This is a genomic window from Ruegeria sp. CL3, from assembly GCF_056536505.1.
On record NZ_JBQFPT010000003.1, the window covers coordinates 392,156 to 407,314 of the forward strand.

14 protein-coding genes and 1 pseudogene are annotated in these 15,159 nt (G+C 57.3%); 9 read left to right on the top strand and 6 right to left on the bottom strand.

Features of this window, described 5'->3' with window-relative positions:
- Window positions 1-9: 9 nt before the first annotated feature.
- The 3 genes from hpaD to ACR0NO_RS06325 form a co-directional block, all read right to left on the bottom strand.
- Window positions 10-852, bottom strand: coding sequence for a 3,4-dihydroxyphenylacetate 2,3-dioxygenase (gene hpaD, locus ACR0NO_RS06315; protein ID WP_170380896.1), 843 nt, complete (start codon window positions 850-852; stop codon window positions 10-12).
- Window positions 853-996: 144 nt separating this feature from the next.
- Window positions 997-2,505 (bottom strand): 5-carboxymethyl-2-hydroxymuconate semialdehyde dehydrogenase, encoded by a 1,509-nt coding sequence (gene hpaE / locus ACR0NO_RS06320; RefSeq protein ID WP_480723351.1) that lies wholly within the window; start codon window positions 2,503-2,505, stop codon window positions 997-999.
- A 3-nt stretch (window positions 2,506-2,508) separates the two neighbouring features.
- Complete coding sequence (locus ACR0NO_RS06325) at window positions 2,509-2,907, bottom strand: 5-carboxymethyl-2-hydroxymuconate Delta-isomerase (RefSeq protein WP_480723352.1); 399 nt, start codon at window positions 2,905-2,907, stop codon at window positions 2,509-2,511.
- 105 nt (window positions 2,908-3,012) lie between these two features.
- Here ACR0NO_RS06325 and hpaR point away from each other — a divergent pair, with 105 nt between their 5' ends.
- On the top strand, window positions 3,013-3,453 hold the full coding sequence (hpaR, locus tag ACR0NO_RS06330; protein WP_170556492.1) for a homoprotocatechuate degradation operon regulator HpaR: 441 nt from the start codon (window positions 3,013-3,015) through the stop codon (window positions 3,451-3,453).
- 37 nt (window positions 3,454-3,490) lie between these two features.
- Here the strand turns inward: hpaR and ACR0NO_RS06335 are convergent, their stop codons facing one another.
- Both ACR0NO_RS06335 and ACR0NO_RS06340 read right to left on the bottom strand, forming a co-directional pair.
- The gene (locus ACR0NO_RS06335; RefSeq protein ID WP_480723353.1) at window positions 3,491-4,843 is read right to left on the bottom strand and encodes an aminotransferase class III-fold pyridoxal phosphate-dependent enzyme; all 1,353 of its coding nucleotides are present in this window, start codon (window positions 4,841-4,843) and stop codon (window positions 3,491-3,493) included.
- Window positions 4,844-4,875: 32 nt separating this feature from the next.
- A complete protein-coding gene (locus tag ACR0NO_RS06340) occupies window positions 4,876-5,655 on the bottom strand; it encodes an IclR family transcriptional regulator (protein ID WP_480723354.1) in 780 nt (259 codons plus the stop codon).
- Between the two features lie 108 nt (window positions 5,656-5,763).
- Between ACR0NO_RS06340 and ACR0NO_RS06345 the strand changes: the two genes are divergently transcribed.
- From ACR0NO_RS06345 to ACR0NO_RS06375, 7 genes are all read left to right on the top strand, one after another.
- The gene (locus tag ACR0NO_RS06345; protein ID WP_480723355.1) at window positions 5,764-6,693 is read left to right on the top strand and encodes a tripartite tricarboxylate transporter substrate binding protein; all 930 of its coding nucleotides are present in this window, start codon (window positions 5,764-5,766) and stop codon (window positions 6,691-6,693) included.
- Between the two features lie 63 nt (window positions 6,694-6,756).
- Window positions 6,757-7,293: a tripartite tricarboxylate transporter TctB family protein gene (locus ACR0NO_RS06350; protein WP_480723356.1), complete on the top strand. Its 537-nt coding sequence runs from the start codon at window positions 6,757-6,759 to the stop codon at window positions 7,291-7,293.
- 9 nt (window positions 7,294-7,302) lie between these two features.
- On the top strand, window positions 7,303-8,835 hold the full coding sequence (locus ACR0NO_RS06355; protein ID WP_480723357.1) for a tripartite tricarboxylate transporter permease: 1,533 nt from the start codon (window positions 7,303-7,305) through the stop codon (window positions 8,833-8,835).
- A gap of 7 nt (window positions 8,836-8,842) precedes the next feature.
- Window positions 8,843-10,327 carry an aldehyde dehydrogenase gene (locus ACR0NO_RS06360; protein ID WP_480723358.1) on the top strand — a complete coding sequence of 495 codons (1,485 nt, stop codon included), beginning with the start codon at window positions 8,843-8,845 and terminating at the stop codon, window positions 10,325-10,327.
- Between the two features lie 15 nt (window positions 10,328-10,342).
- A complete protein-coding gene (locus ACR0NO_RS06365; protein WP_480723359.1) occupies window positions 10,343-11,638 on the top strand; it encodes an aspartate aminotransferase family protein in 1,296 nt (431 codons plus the stop codon).
- On the top strand, window positions 11,635-12,567 hold the full coding sequence (locus ACR0NO_RS06370) for a phosphotransferase enzyme family protein (RefSeq protein WP_480723360.1): 933 nt from the start codon (window positions 11,635-11,637) through the stop codon (window positions 12,565-12,567). Before ACR0NO_RS06365 ends, ACR0NO_RS06370 begins: the two co-directional genes overlap by 4 nt.
- Window positions 12,568-12,589: 22 nt before the next feature.
- Window positions 12,590-13,825: a Tm-1-like ATP-binding domain-containing protein gene (locus ACR0NO_RS06375; protein ID WP_480723361.1), complete on the top strand. Its 1,236-nt coding sequence runs from the start codon at window positions 12,590-12,592 to the stop codon at window positions 13,823-13,825.
- Window positions 13,826-14,123: 298 nt separating this feature from the next.
- Here the strand turns inward: ACR0NO_RS06375 and ACR0NO_RS06380 are convergent.
- Window positions 14,124-14,785, bottom strand: a pseudogene (locus ACR0NO_RS06380) (IS6 family transposase).
- Between ACR0NO_RS06380 and ACR0NO_RS06385 the strand changes: the two are divergent.
- Window positions 14,669-15,010 carry a hypothetical protein gene (locus ACR0NO_RS06385; protein ID WP_170642005.1) on the top strand — a complete coding sequence of 114 codons (342 nt, stop codon included), beginning with the start codon at window positions 14,669-14,671 and terminating at the stop codon, window positions 15,008-15,010. The pseudogene ACR0NO_RS06380 and the gene ACR0NO_RS06385 overlap by 117 nt on opposite strands.
- Window positions 15,011-15,159 lie beyond the last annotated feature (149 nt).

Consider the following 15,159-nt stretch of genomic DNA (forward strand, 5'->3'; position numbering starts at 1 on the left):
TTTCCGGTTTTAGACCGAGAAGCTGACATTTGCCTGCCCGGTCCCGGAGCTACCGAAATACGGGGTGTAGATGTCGATCTTGCCTTTATAGCTGCCCCATCCAAGAGCGCCGAACAGCAAGGCAGTATCGTTCATGGCGCACTCGCCAGCGCATTTCTTGGCGTAGTCGGGCAGAAGTTCGAGGAACTCTTCGAAGCGGCCCTGTTCCCAAAGGTCCAGCACGCGCATGTCCATCTGGCGATTGAACTCGCCGTTTACCGAGTTAAGACCGTCGACCGAGCGTTCATTGGGCGTGAAATCGTGACTCAGCGACCCTGAAGCCAGGATCGAAACGTTCCGGTCCGAGCGTCGGATGCCTTCGGCAATGGCTTCGCCCCAGACCCTATTTTCAGCGATGGACGAGAATTGATTGACCGCCACGGGCAAAACCCGCGCATTCACGCCTTCATTGATGAAGTGCATCGGCAGCAAGGTGCCGTATTCCATTCCCATATCGGGATGCGAATGCCCCAAGGCCCGTTCGCCACGTTCACGCAGAACGTCAAGGATAGTTTCCCCAAGCTCGTGATCGCCGCGATAGTCAAACTCCATATCCGCCAACATGTGCGGCAGTTCATGACTAATGAACCGGCCCTTGTGGTGCTCTTTCGTGTTCAGGTGGAACCCCTGATTGGTAATCCAGTGCGTGTCAAAAATGACAAAAGTATCGACCTTGCGGTCGATCGCATCCTGACGAAGACGCGCATAGCCGTCGATGGCAGGTTGGCGGATGCCTTTGTATTTCGGCATCGTGTGGGACATCCAGATGCTTGGCACATGCGTTATCTTCGCGGCCTGTACAATCTTTCCCATGGCAGTTCCTCCTCGCATTTGTAACGCCTGGCAACCGAAGTTGAAGCTACCTCACATCGTTCGGTCCTGCAGTAAGCGGGAAGTGCCGGACCAGTTTTGTCTATCCTAGCCTTGTCCCCGCCCAATGGGGACAGTGCCGCCAGTTTACTTCCCCAACTGCATGATCTTGTGCTGACCTGTTGCAAAGCCAATGTGCTTTTGCTCCATATAAAACTCGAACGACCAGTCGCCGCCGTCACGGCCGATGCCGGAAGCTTTGACGCCACCAAAGGGCGTCGGCAGGTGACGTACGTTTTCCGAGTTCACCCAGATCATTCCGGCCTCAAGCTTGTCGGTAAAGCGCAGCGCCCGCGTCAGGTCGTTGGTCCAGACATACCCGGTCAGACCATAAGGCGTGTCATTGGCCATCTGCAGCGCTTCTGCCTCAGTTGAGAACGGGATTGAGGTCAGGACAGGGCCAAAAATTTCTTCGCGCGCGATGCGCATCTGGTTGGTGGCATTAGTGAACAGGGTCGGACGAATGAAGTAACCTTCGTCGCCCAGCTTCACACCTCCGGCTGCGACGGTCGCGCCGTCCTCTTTGGCGATGTCGAAATAACTGGTCACCTTGTTGTAGTGCTCTTCCGTCACCAGCGGACCGATTTCGGTTGCCGGATCCAGAGGGTGGCCAACCTTGATGTTGTTCACGCGCTCGATCAGCTTGGCTTCGAACTCTTCCTTGATGCTGTCCTGCACCAGCAGTCGCGAGGACGAGGTACAGCGCTCGCCATTGATCGAGTAGATCATGAAGATCACGGCATCCAAAGCGCGGTCCAGATCGGCATCGTCAAACACGATGACAGGGTTCTTGCCGCCTAGTTCCAGATGCATCCGCTTCAGCGTGTCCGCGCCCTGTTTGGTGATGATGCTACCTGTGCGGCTTTCACCTACAAAGGCGATGGCCTTGATCAGAGGGTGCTCGGTCAACGCCTTACCCGCATCGGTACCAAAGCCGTTCACAGTGTTCAGCACACCTTTGGGCAGACCTGCCTCTTCGGCGATTTCGACCAGCAAGCGGGCTGACAGGGGCGAATCCTCGGCGGGTTTGTGAACCACGGTGCAGCCTGCAGCCAGAGCGGGCGCGATCTTCCAGGTCGACAGCATGAACGGTGTGTTCCACGGGGTGATCACGCCAACCGGACCAATCGGCACGCGGGTGGTGACATTCATCAGGGTCGGCGATTTCAGATGCTGACCGTCGCGCGCCTGCACAACCTGATCTGCAAAATAGCGAAAATTCTCTGCTCCGCGCAGAGCCGCCTTGGACATAAATCGCAGGGTCTGACCCGTGTCCCAGCATTCGCACAGCGCGATTTCCTCGGCACGTGCTTCGATGGCGTCCGCCACGTTCAGCAGGATGCGGCGGCGTTCGCTGGCGGGCATGTCGCGCCACTCTGCAAAGGCGGCATGGGCTGCTTTGGCCGCAGCGTCGATGTCATCTGCTGTAGCGTGTGCAACATCGCAGATCACAGATTTGTCGACTGGCGAGGTAGACTGAAATACGCCAGCGGAACCAGCAAAATCCTCGCCCGCGATACGGTTTTTGATACCCGTCTCTTTGAACCGCACCAGAAAGCCTGCAAGTTTCTCGATGTTTGTGTCCAGTACGCTCATGGGTCAGGTCTCCTGCGTGGTGGCGCCAAGGTGATCGCGGATCGTACCAGTCTTGGGCGAAAGCTTCGGGTCGATGTCGCGCATCTCAAGCGAGAGCGCGATTGAATGATGTTTGAAGGCTGGTGCCAAATACGCTTTGACCGCCTCGAAAATGCGCTGCGTGGCATCCTGCTTTACCTCGTCGGACCGACTGGCGCGCAGGCGGATCGAGATATCGATAAAGCCATGCGCCGGATTACCGTCTGCAATTGCAAAATGATCGACCCGCACAGCGCGGACACGAATTCCCGGCATCGGAAAGGTGTCAATCTCAGCGGCCGTTGCTCGGATGCACTCACACAAGCCACCCATGTCGACCTTGTCCTCTAGGTTCCCGGAATACTCGACGTGAAAATGTGGCATGTGCCCTCCCTTATTGGTTAACATGTTTACTTTCTTGCGACCTCACTGTCAAGAACTTGCCTTGTTAATCTTTGCAATTTCGGAATCGGCAATTTAGAAAGCCGCATGACCACGCAAAGCCATACAAAAAGTACCGCCCGATCTCTTCCGATTGCGCTGTTGCGCGCACGGGAAACCGTCATGGCACCGATCCGGGACATGCTTCATGACATTCAGCTCACCGAACAGAAGTGGCGCATCCTGAGGGTTTTGGACGAGCTGGGCGAGGTTGAGCAAAGCGCAATTGCCCACGAGGCCTGCCTGCTTCTGCCCAGTCTCACCCGCATTCTGCGCACTATGGAGACCGATGGCCAGATCACCCGTCGCCAGGACAAACAAGACAAGCGCCGCACCATGGTTCGGATCACCGACGCCGGCCGCGCGGTTCTGGAAGACAACCTTGCCACGTCGCTGGCGATCTCAAACAATATCGAGTCGCAGATGGGCCGCGAGAAGCTGAACCAACTGCTGGACCTGCTTGAAGAGTTGCAGGCGGTTAAAGTCTGACCCTGCCCTAAGGCGGGCGAGGTCACGTAAGTGTTGGTTAAAGAGACGCCAGACCGGTATCCAGCGCAGACAGGATCTTGGCCACGTCCTCTGATGTTATGATCAGTGGCGGCGACAGGATGATGTTGTTGCCGGACACACGCACCATCACACCGTCTTCATAAGCCGCTTTCTGAACCTGCAGCGGCAAGTGTTTCGCGATGGGTGCCTTGGTCGAGCGATCCGAGACCAGTTCCAGCGCACACATCAGCCCCTCGCCGCCGCGCACATCTCCGATCACGTCGTATTTCTCAGCCAGCTTCTGCAACCCGGCAAACAGCTCATCCCCGCGCGCAGCGGCGTTTTCCCAGACGCGCAGGCGCTTGATCTCGGAAAGCGCGGCCAGCGCCGCTGCAGCCCCAACCGGGTGACCGGAATAGGTATAGCCCTGATCTACCGATGCTTTGCCGGTGGTATCACTTTCAAACACCTCGGCAACTGCACCTGAAATCATCGCCGCCCCAAACGGGAAATAACCGTTGGTTATGGCCTTGGCCGTCGTCATGATGTCGGGCTGCACCCCCCAATGCCGTGCGCCGCTTTCACTGCCGGTACGCCCAAAAGCGGTAATGATCTCATCCGAGATCAGCAGAATGCCGTGTTTCGAGCAGACCTCACGCACCATCGGCATGAAACTCTTATGCGGCGGGATTACGCCCCCCGCCCCAAGGACCGGTTCCATGATGAAAGCCGCAACTGTGTTCGCACCCTGGAATGCAATCTCGGCCTCAAGCGCCTTGACGCAAAGCTGCGCCAAACGCTTAGGGTCGGTCTCGTCGAACGGGTTGCGATAGGTCCATGGCGCGGGCACATGGAAACAGCCCGGCATCATCGGCTCATAGGCCGCGCGGAACTTCTGATTGCCATTGACCGAAGCGGCGGCGAAATGGGTGCCGTGATAGCCCTGTTTCAGGCCGATGAATTTCGTGCGCCCAGCCTCGCCCCGCACCTTGTGAAACTGCCGCGCCATTTTCAGCGCGATCTCAACAGAATCCGAGCCGCCCGAGGTGAAGAAAGCGCGTGTCAGGCCGTCGGGCTCAAAAAACTGCGCAAGTTCATATGACAGCTCGATTGCCTTGTCGTTGCTGGTGCCACGGAAGGTCGAATAATAGGGCAGCGCATTCAGCTGATCGGCGATGGCCTGCTTAACCGGCTCGCAGGAATAGCCCAGATTGACGTTCCAAAGCCCCCCGACCGCGTCCAGCGCCTTGTGACCGTCGACATCGATAATACTGACACCCTCACCGCCGTTCAGAATCGTGGGCGGATTCTTCTGACTGTCGGCGGGATGCGCCATCGGGTGCCAGAAGTAACGCGCGTTGTTTTCTTTGAGAAAGTTCGAGTCTTTCATTTCTCTGGTCTCCGGGTTTTTCGCCCACCCGCTCACGGGTGGAATTCGGTTGGGAAAGTGTCGGGAAGTTGACCGCCAAAACTTGCGGTCAGGTCAGTTGAGAGGGTGTGCAGGACGGTCAGGATTTCCGGCAGCCGGTCGTCTCCGGCGCGGCCTTCGGGAACGGCAATCGCAATGGTTCCCAGCGCTACTTGATCAATGCCGAAGATGGGTGCCGCATAGCCATAGACGCCGTCTTCGTAGCTTCCACTGCTATTCGCCCAACCGGCCTGACCGATTGCCGCGACCCGCTCTTTGATCTTGGCCGGGTCGGTCAGCGTGGCGTCCGTGTATCGTACTTGTTCTTCCTGACCGAGACGGTCCAGCAAGAAGGATGGCCCAAAGCTGAGCATACAAAGACCTGATGCTGTCGCATTGATCGGAAGAATCTCGCTGGGGTCGAGGCTGACGCGCACGCTGTGGCGGTTCGTTTCGACCACCAGCGCGGTTTGAAGCCACTCCTTTTCAAGCAGGGAAAGATGCAGGCTTTCACCAACGTCCTGCATCGCGACCTGCATTCTCTGGCGGGCGCTCTCGATACCGGGACGGGCGATCTGGCGCAACGCGGCCAGGCGCAAAGCGGCAGGTCCGACCGCATAGGATTTGGTCATGGGGTTCTGCTCGATCAGCCCGTATTCCTCAAGCGCCCGCAGGTGGCGCAGCGCGGTGGCTTTGTTCAATCCAGACAGGCGCGCAAACTGACTCAACCCAATTTCTGGCCGAGCGTTTGAAAAGTAGTTGAGCATTTTCAGGGCGTTCAGGGCAGTACCCATGCGATTCACATCCTCCTGTTAAGGTAATACTTGACAGAACAAGCTTAACAAAGCAACATTATTATTGTTAACGCGGATCAAATAATGAACCACTGACGGGAGGTGTCAATGAAGAAAGTTCTAACAGCCGCCGCTTTTGTTGCTTCTGCAACCGCCGCACTGGCCGAGTATCCAGAGAAACCGGTTTCCTTTGTCGTTCCATGGCCTCCGGGTGACTTGGAAGACGTTCTCACACGGATGATCGCCGACGAATTTCAGGCCATGTATGGTGTTCCTGCCGCCGTCGTGAACAAGCCCGGTGGCGGCGGTGGTCCGTTCCCCGGAGCGGTGGAAGTTGCGACCGCTCCGGCAGATGGCTACACCGTTGGCTCGTTCGTCATAGGCGTACCGGTCATCGGCCCGGACATTGGCATTCCCGAGCTAAACCCCAACCCGTTCGAACCGATTGGCATTTTTCTGACCTATCCCTTCGTCATTGCCTCCAGCAAGGATGCCCCGTTCGCGACATGGGAAGAACTGGTGGAACACGGCAAAGAAAACGATGTCGCGCTTGGTCACTTCGGCTCGGTTCTGCCGCCCACACAAGTCACCTTTGCGGCCGCAGTCAGCAGTGGGTTTGACTTCGCCAGCGAAGCCGCCTTCGACGCGTTGGACTGCAACACCCTGGCTTCGGGCGACGTAGACGTGATCAACACGACGCTTCAACTTGTTCTTCCCTGTCTGGACCAAGTGAATGTCCTGGCCAGCATCGGTGGCGAACGGATCTCATTGGTCCCGGATACGCCCACGGTTACCGAGCTGCACCCCGAACTGCCATTGGCGCTGTGGAATGGTCTGTTCGTCCACAAGGACACTCCGTCCGAAGCACGCGAAAAGATCACTGCCGCCGCGCAGAAAGCGCTGGGATCTGACAAGGCCAAGCAACTTGCCGAAGAAACTGGAGCACTGATCTACTGGCAGGATCCGGATGCCTCGAATGCACAGATCGAACAGGACAAAGCCTCGTTCTCTAAAATCGAAGAGATTCTAGGCGAATAACGCGAAACCGGCCCGGCGTATTGCAATACTGTCGGGCCTTTTTCTATCCAGCAGGAGGCCATAATGATCGCAAAGACATTGCAAGACATGTTCAAACGATACCGCCGACCCGGCGATGTCGTTTTTGCTTTGGCCTTCCTGGTATTTTCGGGTTTTCTGCTGAGCCAACTGGGCACGCAGACCGAGGTTGTCAAACGCACCAAGTGGTTTGCGCAACCAAGCTTTTGGCCAATGGTCTCGCTCTGGGCAATGGCCGCCTTTGCCTTTCTGCACTGGCTCAGCTCCGCCATGTCGGACCGCATTCCGGGTCGCTGGCCCGAAGTCGCGTTCTGGCTGCGGTCCCTTGAATACGTCGCCTATTTTCTGATCTACGTCGCCGTTGTCCCGCTTCTTGGATACCTGCCTTCGACCGTTCTGTTCGCGGTATTCCTTGCAGTCCGAACCGGGTTCCGAAGCGCTGGGGCAATTGGCCTTGCGGCGGCTTTCGGTGTGGCGGTTACCATTATTTTCCGAGCCTTCCTGCAAGTGAAAATCCCGGCCGGTGCCGCCTATGAATACCTGCCCGATTCCGTGCGCGCCTTTGCGCTGACTTATCTCTGAGGTTCGCAAATGGAAACGCTTCTGTCCGGTCTTTCGATCCTGACACAATGGCAGGTGATCGTTGCCCTTCTGATTGGCTCGATCGGTGGGGTCATCATTGGCGCGCTGCCCGGTGTTGGCGCTGCGGTTGCCATCGCCATCCTTCTGCCCGCCACCTTCGCATTTGAACCCATTGTCGGCCTGACGCTGTTATTGGGTATCTATGGCTCGTCAATGTATGGAGGTGCCATTCCCGCCATTCTTATCAACACGCCTGGTACGGCGGTGAACGCGTTGACCACCTATGACGGCTATCCCATGACCAAACGCGGTCAGGGGCATCGCGCTCTGTCACTGGCCTATTCCGCATCGTTCTTCGGCGGTGTCTTTGCCATCATCTGCCTGATGATCCTATCGCCAGTTCTTGCATTGATCGCCCCCCATTTTGGCAGCCGAGAGATATTTCTGGCCGCCCTTCTGGGGATCATTCTGGTGATCCTCGCCCACCGCGGCCAGATTTTTGCCGCCGGAATGTTGGCCGCTTTCGGGATTTTCCTGAACACGGTCGGGCTTGAGCCTGTCAAATACACCCGCCGCTTTACCTTTGACCAAAGCTGGTTGGCGTCGGGTGTCGATCTTATCGTGGTCGTTCTGGGCCTGTTTGCCATCAGTCAGGCCTTGCTTTTGCTGCTTGAAAAGAACCACGCCCCGGGCGAAACGCATGTCAGCGGCAACATCTTCGCCGGCCTCAAGGAACTGCTGGGCATCAAACGTGTTGCAACCGTTTCCTCTAGCATCGGCGTATTCATGGGCATGGTGCCGGGCACGGGTGAGTTCACATCGCAATTCCTGTCTTACACATATGCGCAGAAAACCTCGAAAGACCCCGACAAATTTGGCGATGGCTCGCCCGAGGGGCTAGTAGCGTCTGAGGCCGCCAACAATGCGGTGCCAGGCGCGGCCATGATCCCACTGCTGGCACTGGGTATTCCAGGCGAAGCGCTGACCGCGATGATGTTGTCGGTGTTCTATGTGCACAATGTCATCCCCGGCCCGCAGCTGTTTGAAAACCAGATGGACTTTGTGATGGCGCTCTATATGGCGCTGATCCTGCTGAACGTCATCGTTCTGGTTTTCCTGCTCTTCTCGACCAACCTGCTGCTGAAGATCATCCAGATCCCAACGCGGTTTCTGGGCATTATGATCCTGATCCTAGCCTTCGTCGGCGTCTACAGTTTGCGTAACTCGATTACCGACTGCGCCATTGCCGCTGGTTTTGGTGTGTTCGGCCTGATCCTCAAACGGCTGGACCTCCCGATTGTGCCGATCATTCTGGGCATGGTTCTGGGCGGGATCATGGAGGTCAAGCTGCGCAGTGCCATGGCGCGGGTCAAATCACCGCTCGATTTCGTCGACCGCCCGATTGCGGCGATCCTGACGGCGCTGATCGTGCTGATCCTGCTGCTGCATTTCCGCACGCTGTACTACGAGTTCCGCAACAAGCTGAAACCCGAGCCGACCGCGCAACCAGTCGACTCCGATCACCCCAATCAGCAAGGGTAACTCTGCCATGAACCAGTCCGATATTGACGCCCTTCGCTCTCAGATTCTGTCCCCCCGATCACACTTCATCGGAGGGCATTGGGTCGCCGCTTCGGAAGGTGGACATCGGGAGGTGCTATCGCCTGTCGATGGCGCGGTGCTGACCCAGATTGCCGAAGGTACCCCGGCAGATATGGAGGCCGCGATTAGCGCTGCGCGGGCTGCGTTCGAGGATGGCCGCTGGTCGCGCCGCTCCCCTGCCGAGCGCAAGAAGGTCCTGCTGAAGCTGGCCGACCTGATCGAAAAACACGCGCTTGAACTGGCGGTTCTGGGTGTGCGCGACAACGGCACCGAGATCACAATGGCCATGAAGGCCGAGCCGATGTCGGCAGCTGGCACATTCCGCTACTACGCCGAGGCGATTGACAAGGTCTACGGGCAGATCGCGCCAACGGCAGAAAACGTACTGGGCTTGATCCATCACGCACCGGTTGGTGTCGTCGGAGCGATTGTGCCGTGGAACATGCCGCTTATGATCGGCAGCTGGAAACTGGCCCCTGCGCTGGCTACCGGCAACTCTGTCGTGTTGAAACCCGCTGAAAGCGCATCCTTGTCGCTGCTGAAACTGGCCGAACTGGCCGCCGAGGCCGGAGTGCCCGACGGCGTGCTGAACGTCGTCACCGGGTCAGGCCGGGTTGTGGGCGAAACGCTGGCGCTGTCGATGGATGTGGACATCATGGTGTTCACAGGCTCAGGGGCTACAGGCCGACGACTGCTGGAGTATTCGGCGCGTTCGAACATGAAACGCTGCTATCTGGAACTGGGCGGCAAGTCCCCCAATATTGTCTTCAACGATGCACCGGACCTGAGCGAGGCAGCTAAGGTTTCGGCAGGCGGCATCTTCCGCAACGCTGGCCAGATCTGCATCGCCGGATCGCGTTTGTTGGTCCAAGAGGACATCCACGATGACTTTGTTGCCGAACTCGTCAAACATGCCGAAGCGATGCGGGTCGGCAACCCGCTCGATCTGGACACACAAATCGGCGCAGTTCATTCGCTGCCCGAGTTGGAATCCAATCTGGACTTCGTAGCCAAAGCCGAGGCCGAAGGCGCCGTGCGCCGCACTGGCGGCGGGCGCATCCTTGAGGAAACCGGCGGCTACTATATGGCCCCGACCGTTATGACCGGGGTAAAATCTACCGACAATCTGTTCCAGAACGAGGTGTTTGGCCCGGTTCTGGCCGTGACCCCCTTTAAGGACGAGGACGAAGCGATCAGTTTGGCCAATGACTCGGTTTATGGCCTCTCCTCGGGTGTGTGGACATCCAACCTGAGTCGCGCGCATCGCATGATCGCTGGCATCCGCGCTGGCGTCGTGCATGTAAACACCTATGGCGGCTCTGACTTGACCGTGCCACTGGGTGGTGTGCGCCAGTCGGGCAACGGGCACGACAAGTCCCTGCATGCGTTCGAGAAATATCTCGACCTCAAAACCGCCTGGATAAAACTCTGACCAAAGGTCTGCTGAATGACACTTCCTGCGAAATCCGCCGAGCTTGTTGAACGCCGGACCAAGCTGCTGGGCCCGAATGTCTCGACCTTTTATGACGAGCCGCTTCATATCGTGAAGGGCGAAGGGGTCTGGCTTTGGGATGCGGATGGGCGCAAATACTTGGATTGCTACAACAACGTCCCCCATGTCGGCCATTGCAACCCCCGCGTGGTCGAGGCGATCTGCCGTCAGGCGTCAACGCTCAACACCCATACTCGTTATCTGCATGACGGCATTCTTGACTATGTTGAAAAGCTGACGGGCACGATGGATGCCTCGCTGGACACCGCCATCCTGACCTGCACCGGGTCCGAGGCCAATGACATCGCCCTGCGCATGGCCGAAGGCATGACCGGTAAACGCGGTATCATTGCTACGGATGCAACCTATCACGGCAACACTTCTCTGGTCAGCCAGTTGAGCAAATCAAACGTGCCGACCGTTGGCTTTGGTCTGGATCAGTATTTCCGGTTTGTGGAAGCACCCGACAGCTATCGCAACCCGGACCCGGACGGCGGCAAGTTTGCTGATGCTGTTTCCGAACAGATTGCCGAGCATGAAAAGTCCGGCATCGGCTTCACCGCCTTGGTCCTCTGCCCCTATTTCCTGAACGAAGGCTTCCCCGACCATCCCGACGGCTGGCTGAAACCCGTGGCCGAAGTGGTGCGCAAGGCCGGTGGCCTGCTGATCTGTGATGAGGTCCAGTCGGGCTTTGGCCGCACCGGCACCCATATGTGGGCGCATCAGAAGATGGGCGTGGTACCGGACATCATGACCATGGGCAAACCCATGGCCAACGGTCATCCGGTGGGCGGTGTCGTAACGCGCAACGAAATCCTTGCTATGTTCCGCAAGGGCTATCGGTACTTCAACACGTTCGGTGGCAACCCGGTGTCCTGCGCAGCAGCGATGGCGGTACTGGAAGAGATCGAGGACAACAACCTCGTCGCCAAAGCCAAATCCGTGGGCTATCACGCCCGCGCGCGCATGACAGCTTTGCAGCAGAAATACGAGTTCATCGGCGATGTGCGCGGCTCGGGCCTGATTTTCGGGGCCGAGATGGTGCTGAATCGTCAAACCAAGGAACCGGCCAGCGAATTCACCGATCGGATCATCAACGCGATGCGGCACCGGGGGATAATCCATTCAAAACTCGGCCGCCATAAAAACACGCTCAAGATCCGGCCACCGATGCCGTTCTCGAAAGAGAATGCAGATCTGCTGTTTGACACATTGGACGAGGTTTTGGCCGAAACCCCGCTGACCCTATGACACCGATTGTCGAGCAAGCCCTGACCCTTTGGGGCATGGACGGTGCTGAATGGTCGCTGGTCGCGGCCCGCGAAAACCATGTCTACCGTGTTCAGATCGGCGCGAAAAGCTATGCCCTGCGCCTGCACCGCAAGGGCTTGCATTTGGATACTGCCTTGAGGTCCGAGCTGCAGTGGATCGCCGAGCTGGGCGCAAAGAGCGTCGGTGTACCCACACCGGTACCGGCCACGGATGGCCGCTATCTGCAACTGCTGGACGGGATCCAGGTCGATATGCTTGACTGGCTGCCCGGTCGCCCACTGGGATCGACCGAAACCGGGATCGACCATAGTGATCCTACCGGGCTGTTTCGGGCCCTCGGGCATGAGATGGCAAAGCTACACAAGGTCAGCGATGCCTGGACGCGTCCCGATGACTTTGAGCGCTGGTCCTGGGATCGTGCTGGACTGCTGGGCAATGCCCCATTGTGGGATCGGTTTTGGGAAAACCCCACGCTTTCGGTTGAGGATCGCGCCCTGTTCACCGCGTTCCGCGAGAAAGCTAACAATCACTTGCTGCAGATCGAAAACCAACTGGATTACGGCCTGATCCACGCCGATCTGGTACGTGAAAACGTGATGGTCCGAGGCGACAAGCTCTGGCTGATTGATTTCGACGATGCCGGGTTCGGGTTCCGTCTGTTCGATATCGCCACGACACTGCTGAAAAACCTATGCGAGCCGGACTACGACGCCCTGCAAGCGGCCCTGCTTGAGGGATACCGGTCGGAACGTGCGCTAGACACCGAGCATCTTGATCTGTTCATGGCCCTGCGCGCGGTGACTTATGTCGGCTGGATTTCGTCCCGCATGAGCGAAGATGGATCAGAGGCGCGAAATATGCGGTTTAAAGATACCGCCCGAGAGTTGCTGACACGCTACCTCGGATAGAACGCACGGACGGGAGGAAACCATGACAAACAAAACGATCCTGCTGATTGGGACATACGACACCAAAGACCCCGAGATGCGGTTCATCAAAGACGCCGTAAAGGCGCAGGGAGCAGATGTGCTGACAATGGACGTCTCCGTTCTTGGCGATCCTGAAACACCGACCGACATCTCAAAACATGACGTCGCAGCTGCCGAAGGCATAACCATCGACGAGGTGATTGCTCTGGGGGATGAGAACAAGGCCTTTCGCGTCATGTCCGCCGGGGCTGCCAAGGTCGTGGCAAAAGCCTTTGCCGATGGCCGGTTTGACGGGATGCTGGCCACTGGTGGAACCATGGGCACCGACCTTGCGCTGGATTGTGCGCAGGCCCTGCCCATGGGGGTTCCGAAATACATTGTTTCAACAGTCAGTTTCTCACCGTTAATCCCCCCACATCGGTTGGCGCCCGACATACAGATGATCCTGTGGGCTGGTGGGTTGTACGGTATGAACTCGATCTGCAGGTCTTCGCTGTCACAGGCTGCGGGGGCCGTGGTCGGTGCTGCCAAAGCCGCCATCGCGCCGGATCGGAGCAAACCGCTGATTGGAATGACCAGCCTTGGATCGTCCTGCCTGCGTTACATGAAAACCCTTAAACCAGCGCTGGAAGAGCGCGGTTTTGAGGTTGCTGTATTCCACTCGACAGGCATGGGTGGCATGGCCTTTGAAAAACTGGCCGCCGAAAAGGCCTTTGTCTGCGTGATGGATTTCTGCATGCAGGAATTTGGCAATCTGCTGGCCGGTTCCGTTGTTTCAAGCGGAGAGGATCGCGTTACCAATGCCGGGCGCGTTGGCACGCCGCAGATGGTTGCACCGGGCGCTCTGGACCTGCTGGATTTCGCGGGCTGGCAAGAGATCCCGGACCAATATGCAGATCGCCCGTTTCACGAACATAACCGCCTGATCAAAAGCTCGGTCTTCAATGGCGAGGAACGCCGCGCCTGGATCAGGGAACTTGCAAACCGGCTGGAAGCAGCAACCGGGCCGGTTCATTTCTTCCTGCCGTTGCAAGGCGTTGAAGCATGGGACAAGGAAGGCGAAGAGGCACATGACCCCGCAGCCCTTGCTGACATGCTCGATGAGGCCCGCAAGGTCATGCCGGACCAGGTGCCGATGACTGAGCTAGACGCCCACATCAACGACGCCGCATTTTGCCATGCCGTTCTGGCCAAATTTGACGAATGGGTCGAAAACGGTGTTGTCAGCCGTGGCTAGCCGGCATCCCACTGAGTGCCAGAGTGTTCGTGAAGCTAATCGCACATGGCTTCGAGGCTAAACAAGTTGCTCCACAAGGGAGTTTCCACCGCCACTTAAACCACTCTTTTTCGCAGAAGGCGGCTAAGATATCACGCCCGGACAAGCGGGCGTGACAGGTGTGCTGTCAGACATATTCGAACCAGCCTCAGCTAGACCGGTATGGTGCTGTCAGACGAATTCCAACCAGTCTCTAGTAGGCCAGTGACGCTGTCTTTTATCCCGCACCAAGTTCGCGCCACTCGGCAAGAGCGGCGGATCATGTCAGTTCGAGGGTGTCTCGGCTGGTGAGCGATCGTCCCTTGTTGAAGTGGTTGTAGACAGGGGAATGGACAGAGACAAATTTCTGCAAACTTCGCATACGCCTAAAACGTTGCATGGCGCATTCACGCCGTCGGAAAAGATGGTGCGAATTCCCGGAGCGGTTATTGAGCCACCTGCCCGTCTGCTGTTTTTCGGTAGCGCCAATCTCTGAGAGAAGCCCGAAAAGAGGCGCAGCTATCGGTGACTACTTCTTCAGCTTTACCGCGCGCTTCATCAATTTCCCGAGAAATTTCAATGCCGCCAGCTTGTTTCAACTTTTGGTAGCGATTGCTTCCAGCACCTCGCCCTCGTGATCGGCGGCCCGCCAGAGGTGGTGTTTCTTGCCAATCACCTTCACGAAAACCTCGTCTACGTGCCACTTTCATTTCGAAAATGTCCACAGTTTCTGGACTCGCTTTCGTCTGATCTCAGAGGCAAACACCAGGCCAAATTGTTCCACCAATATTTGACAATTTCCTGGCTCATGTCGATGCCTCGCCCGTGCAGCAAATCTTCGACATTGCAAAGCGAAAGCGGGACAAGGATGTACAGCATCACCGTCAATCGGATGAACTCGGGGCTGCTCTTGAAATACATGAAAGAGGCAGGCCTGATCATGCGCAAAAGCTACCGAACCGCCCAGCCCCGCTCAAGCAAGGTTCTTCTGAAAAGACTGTAGCGATGTTGTCTGGCTCCTTTGTTGAGAGCACATGGACGAATGTCTCAAACGCATTGAGCATGTTGCAGGTGCTGCAATGTTGGCTTTCGAAGTCTTCGTGGCAAATGCCACGGTCGTTTGAGATGCTCAACCCTCCGGCACTGCAGTCGCGTCAAAAAACTTAAATGGCCCGGGAATAATCGTAGCTCATCCGACGACAAAAGAGTTTAGTCGACATGTTTGGGCGAAATAGATTTGGCAGTCGTCCCAGACGCCGCCCAAAAAACCTAAGAACTGACCGCGATGTGTTTTCGGCAGCGCATTGGAAATTTAG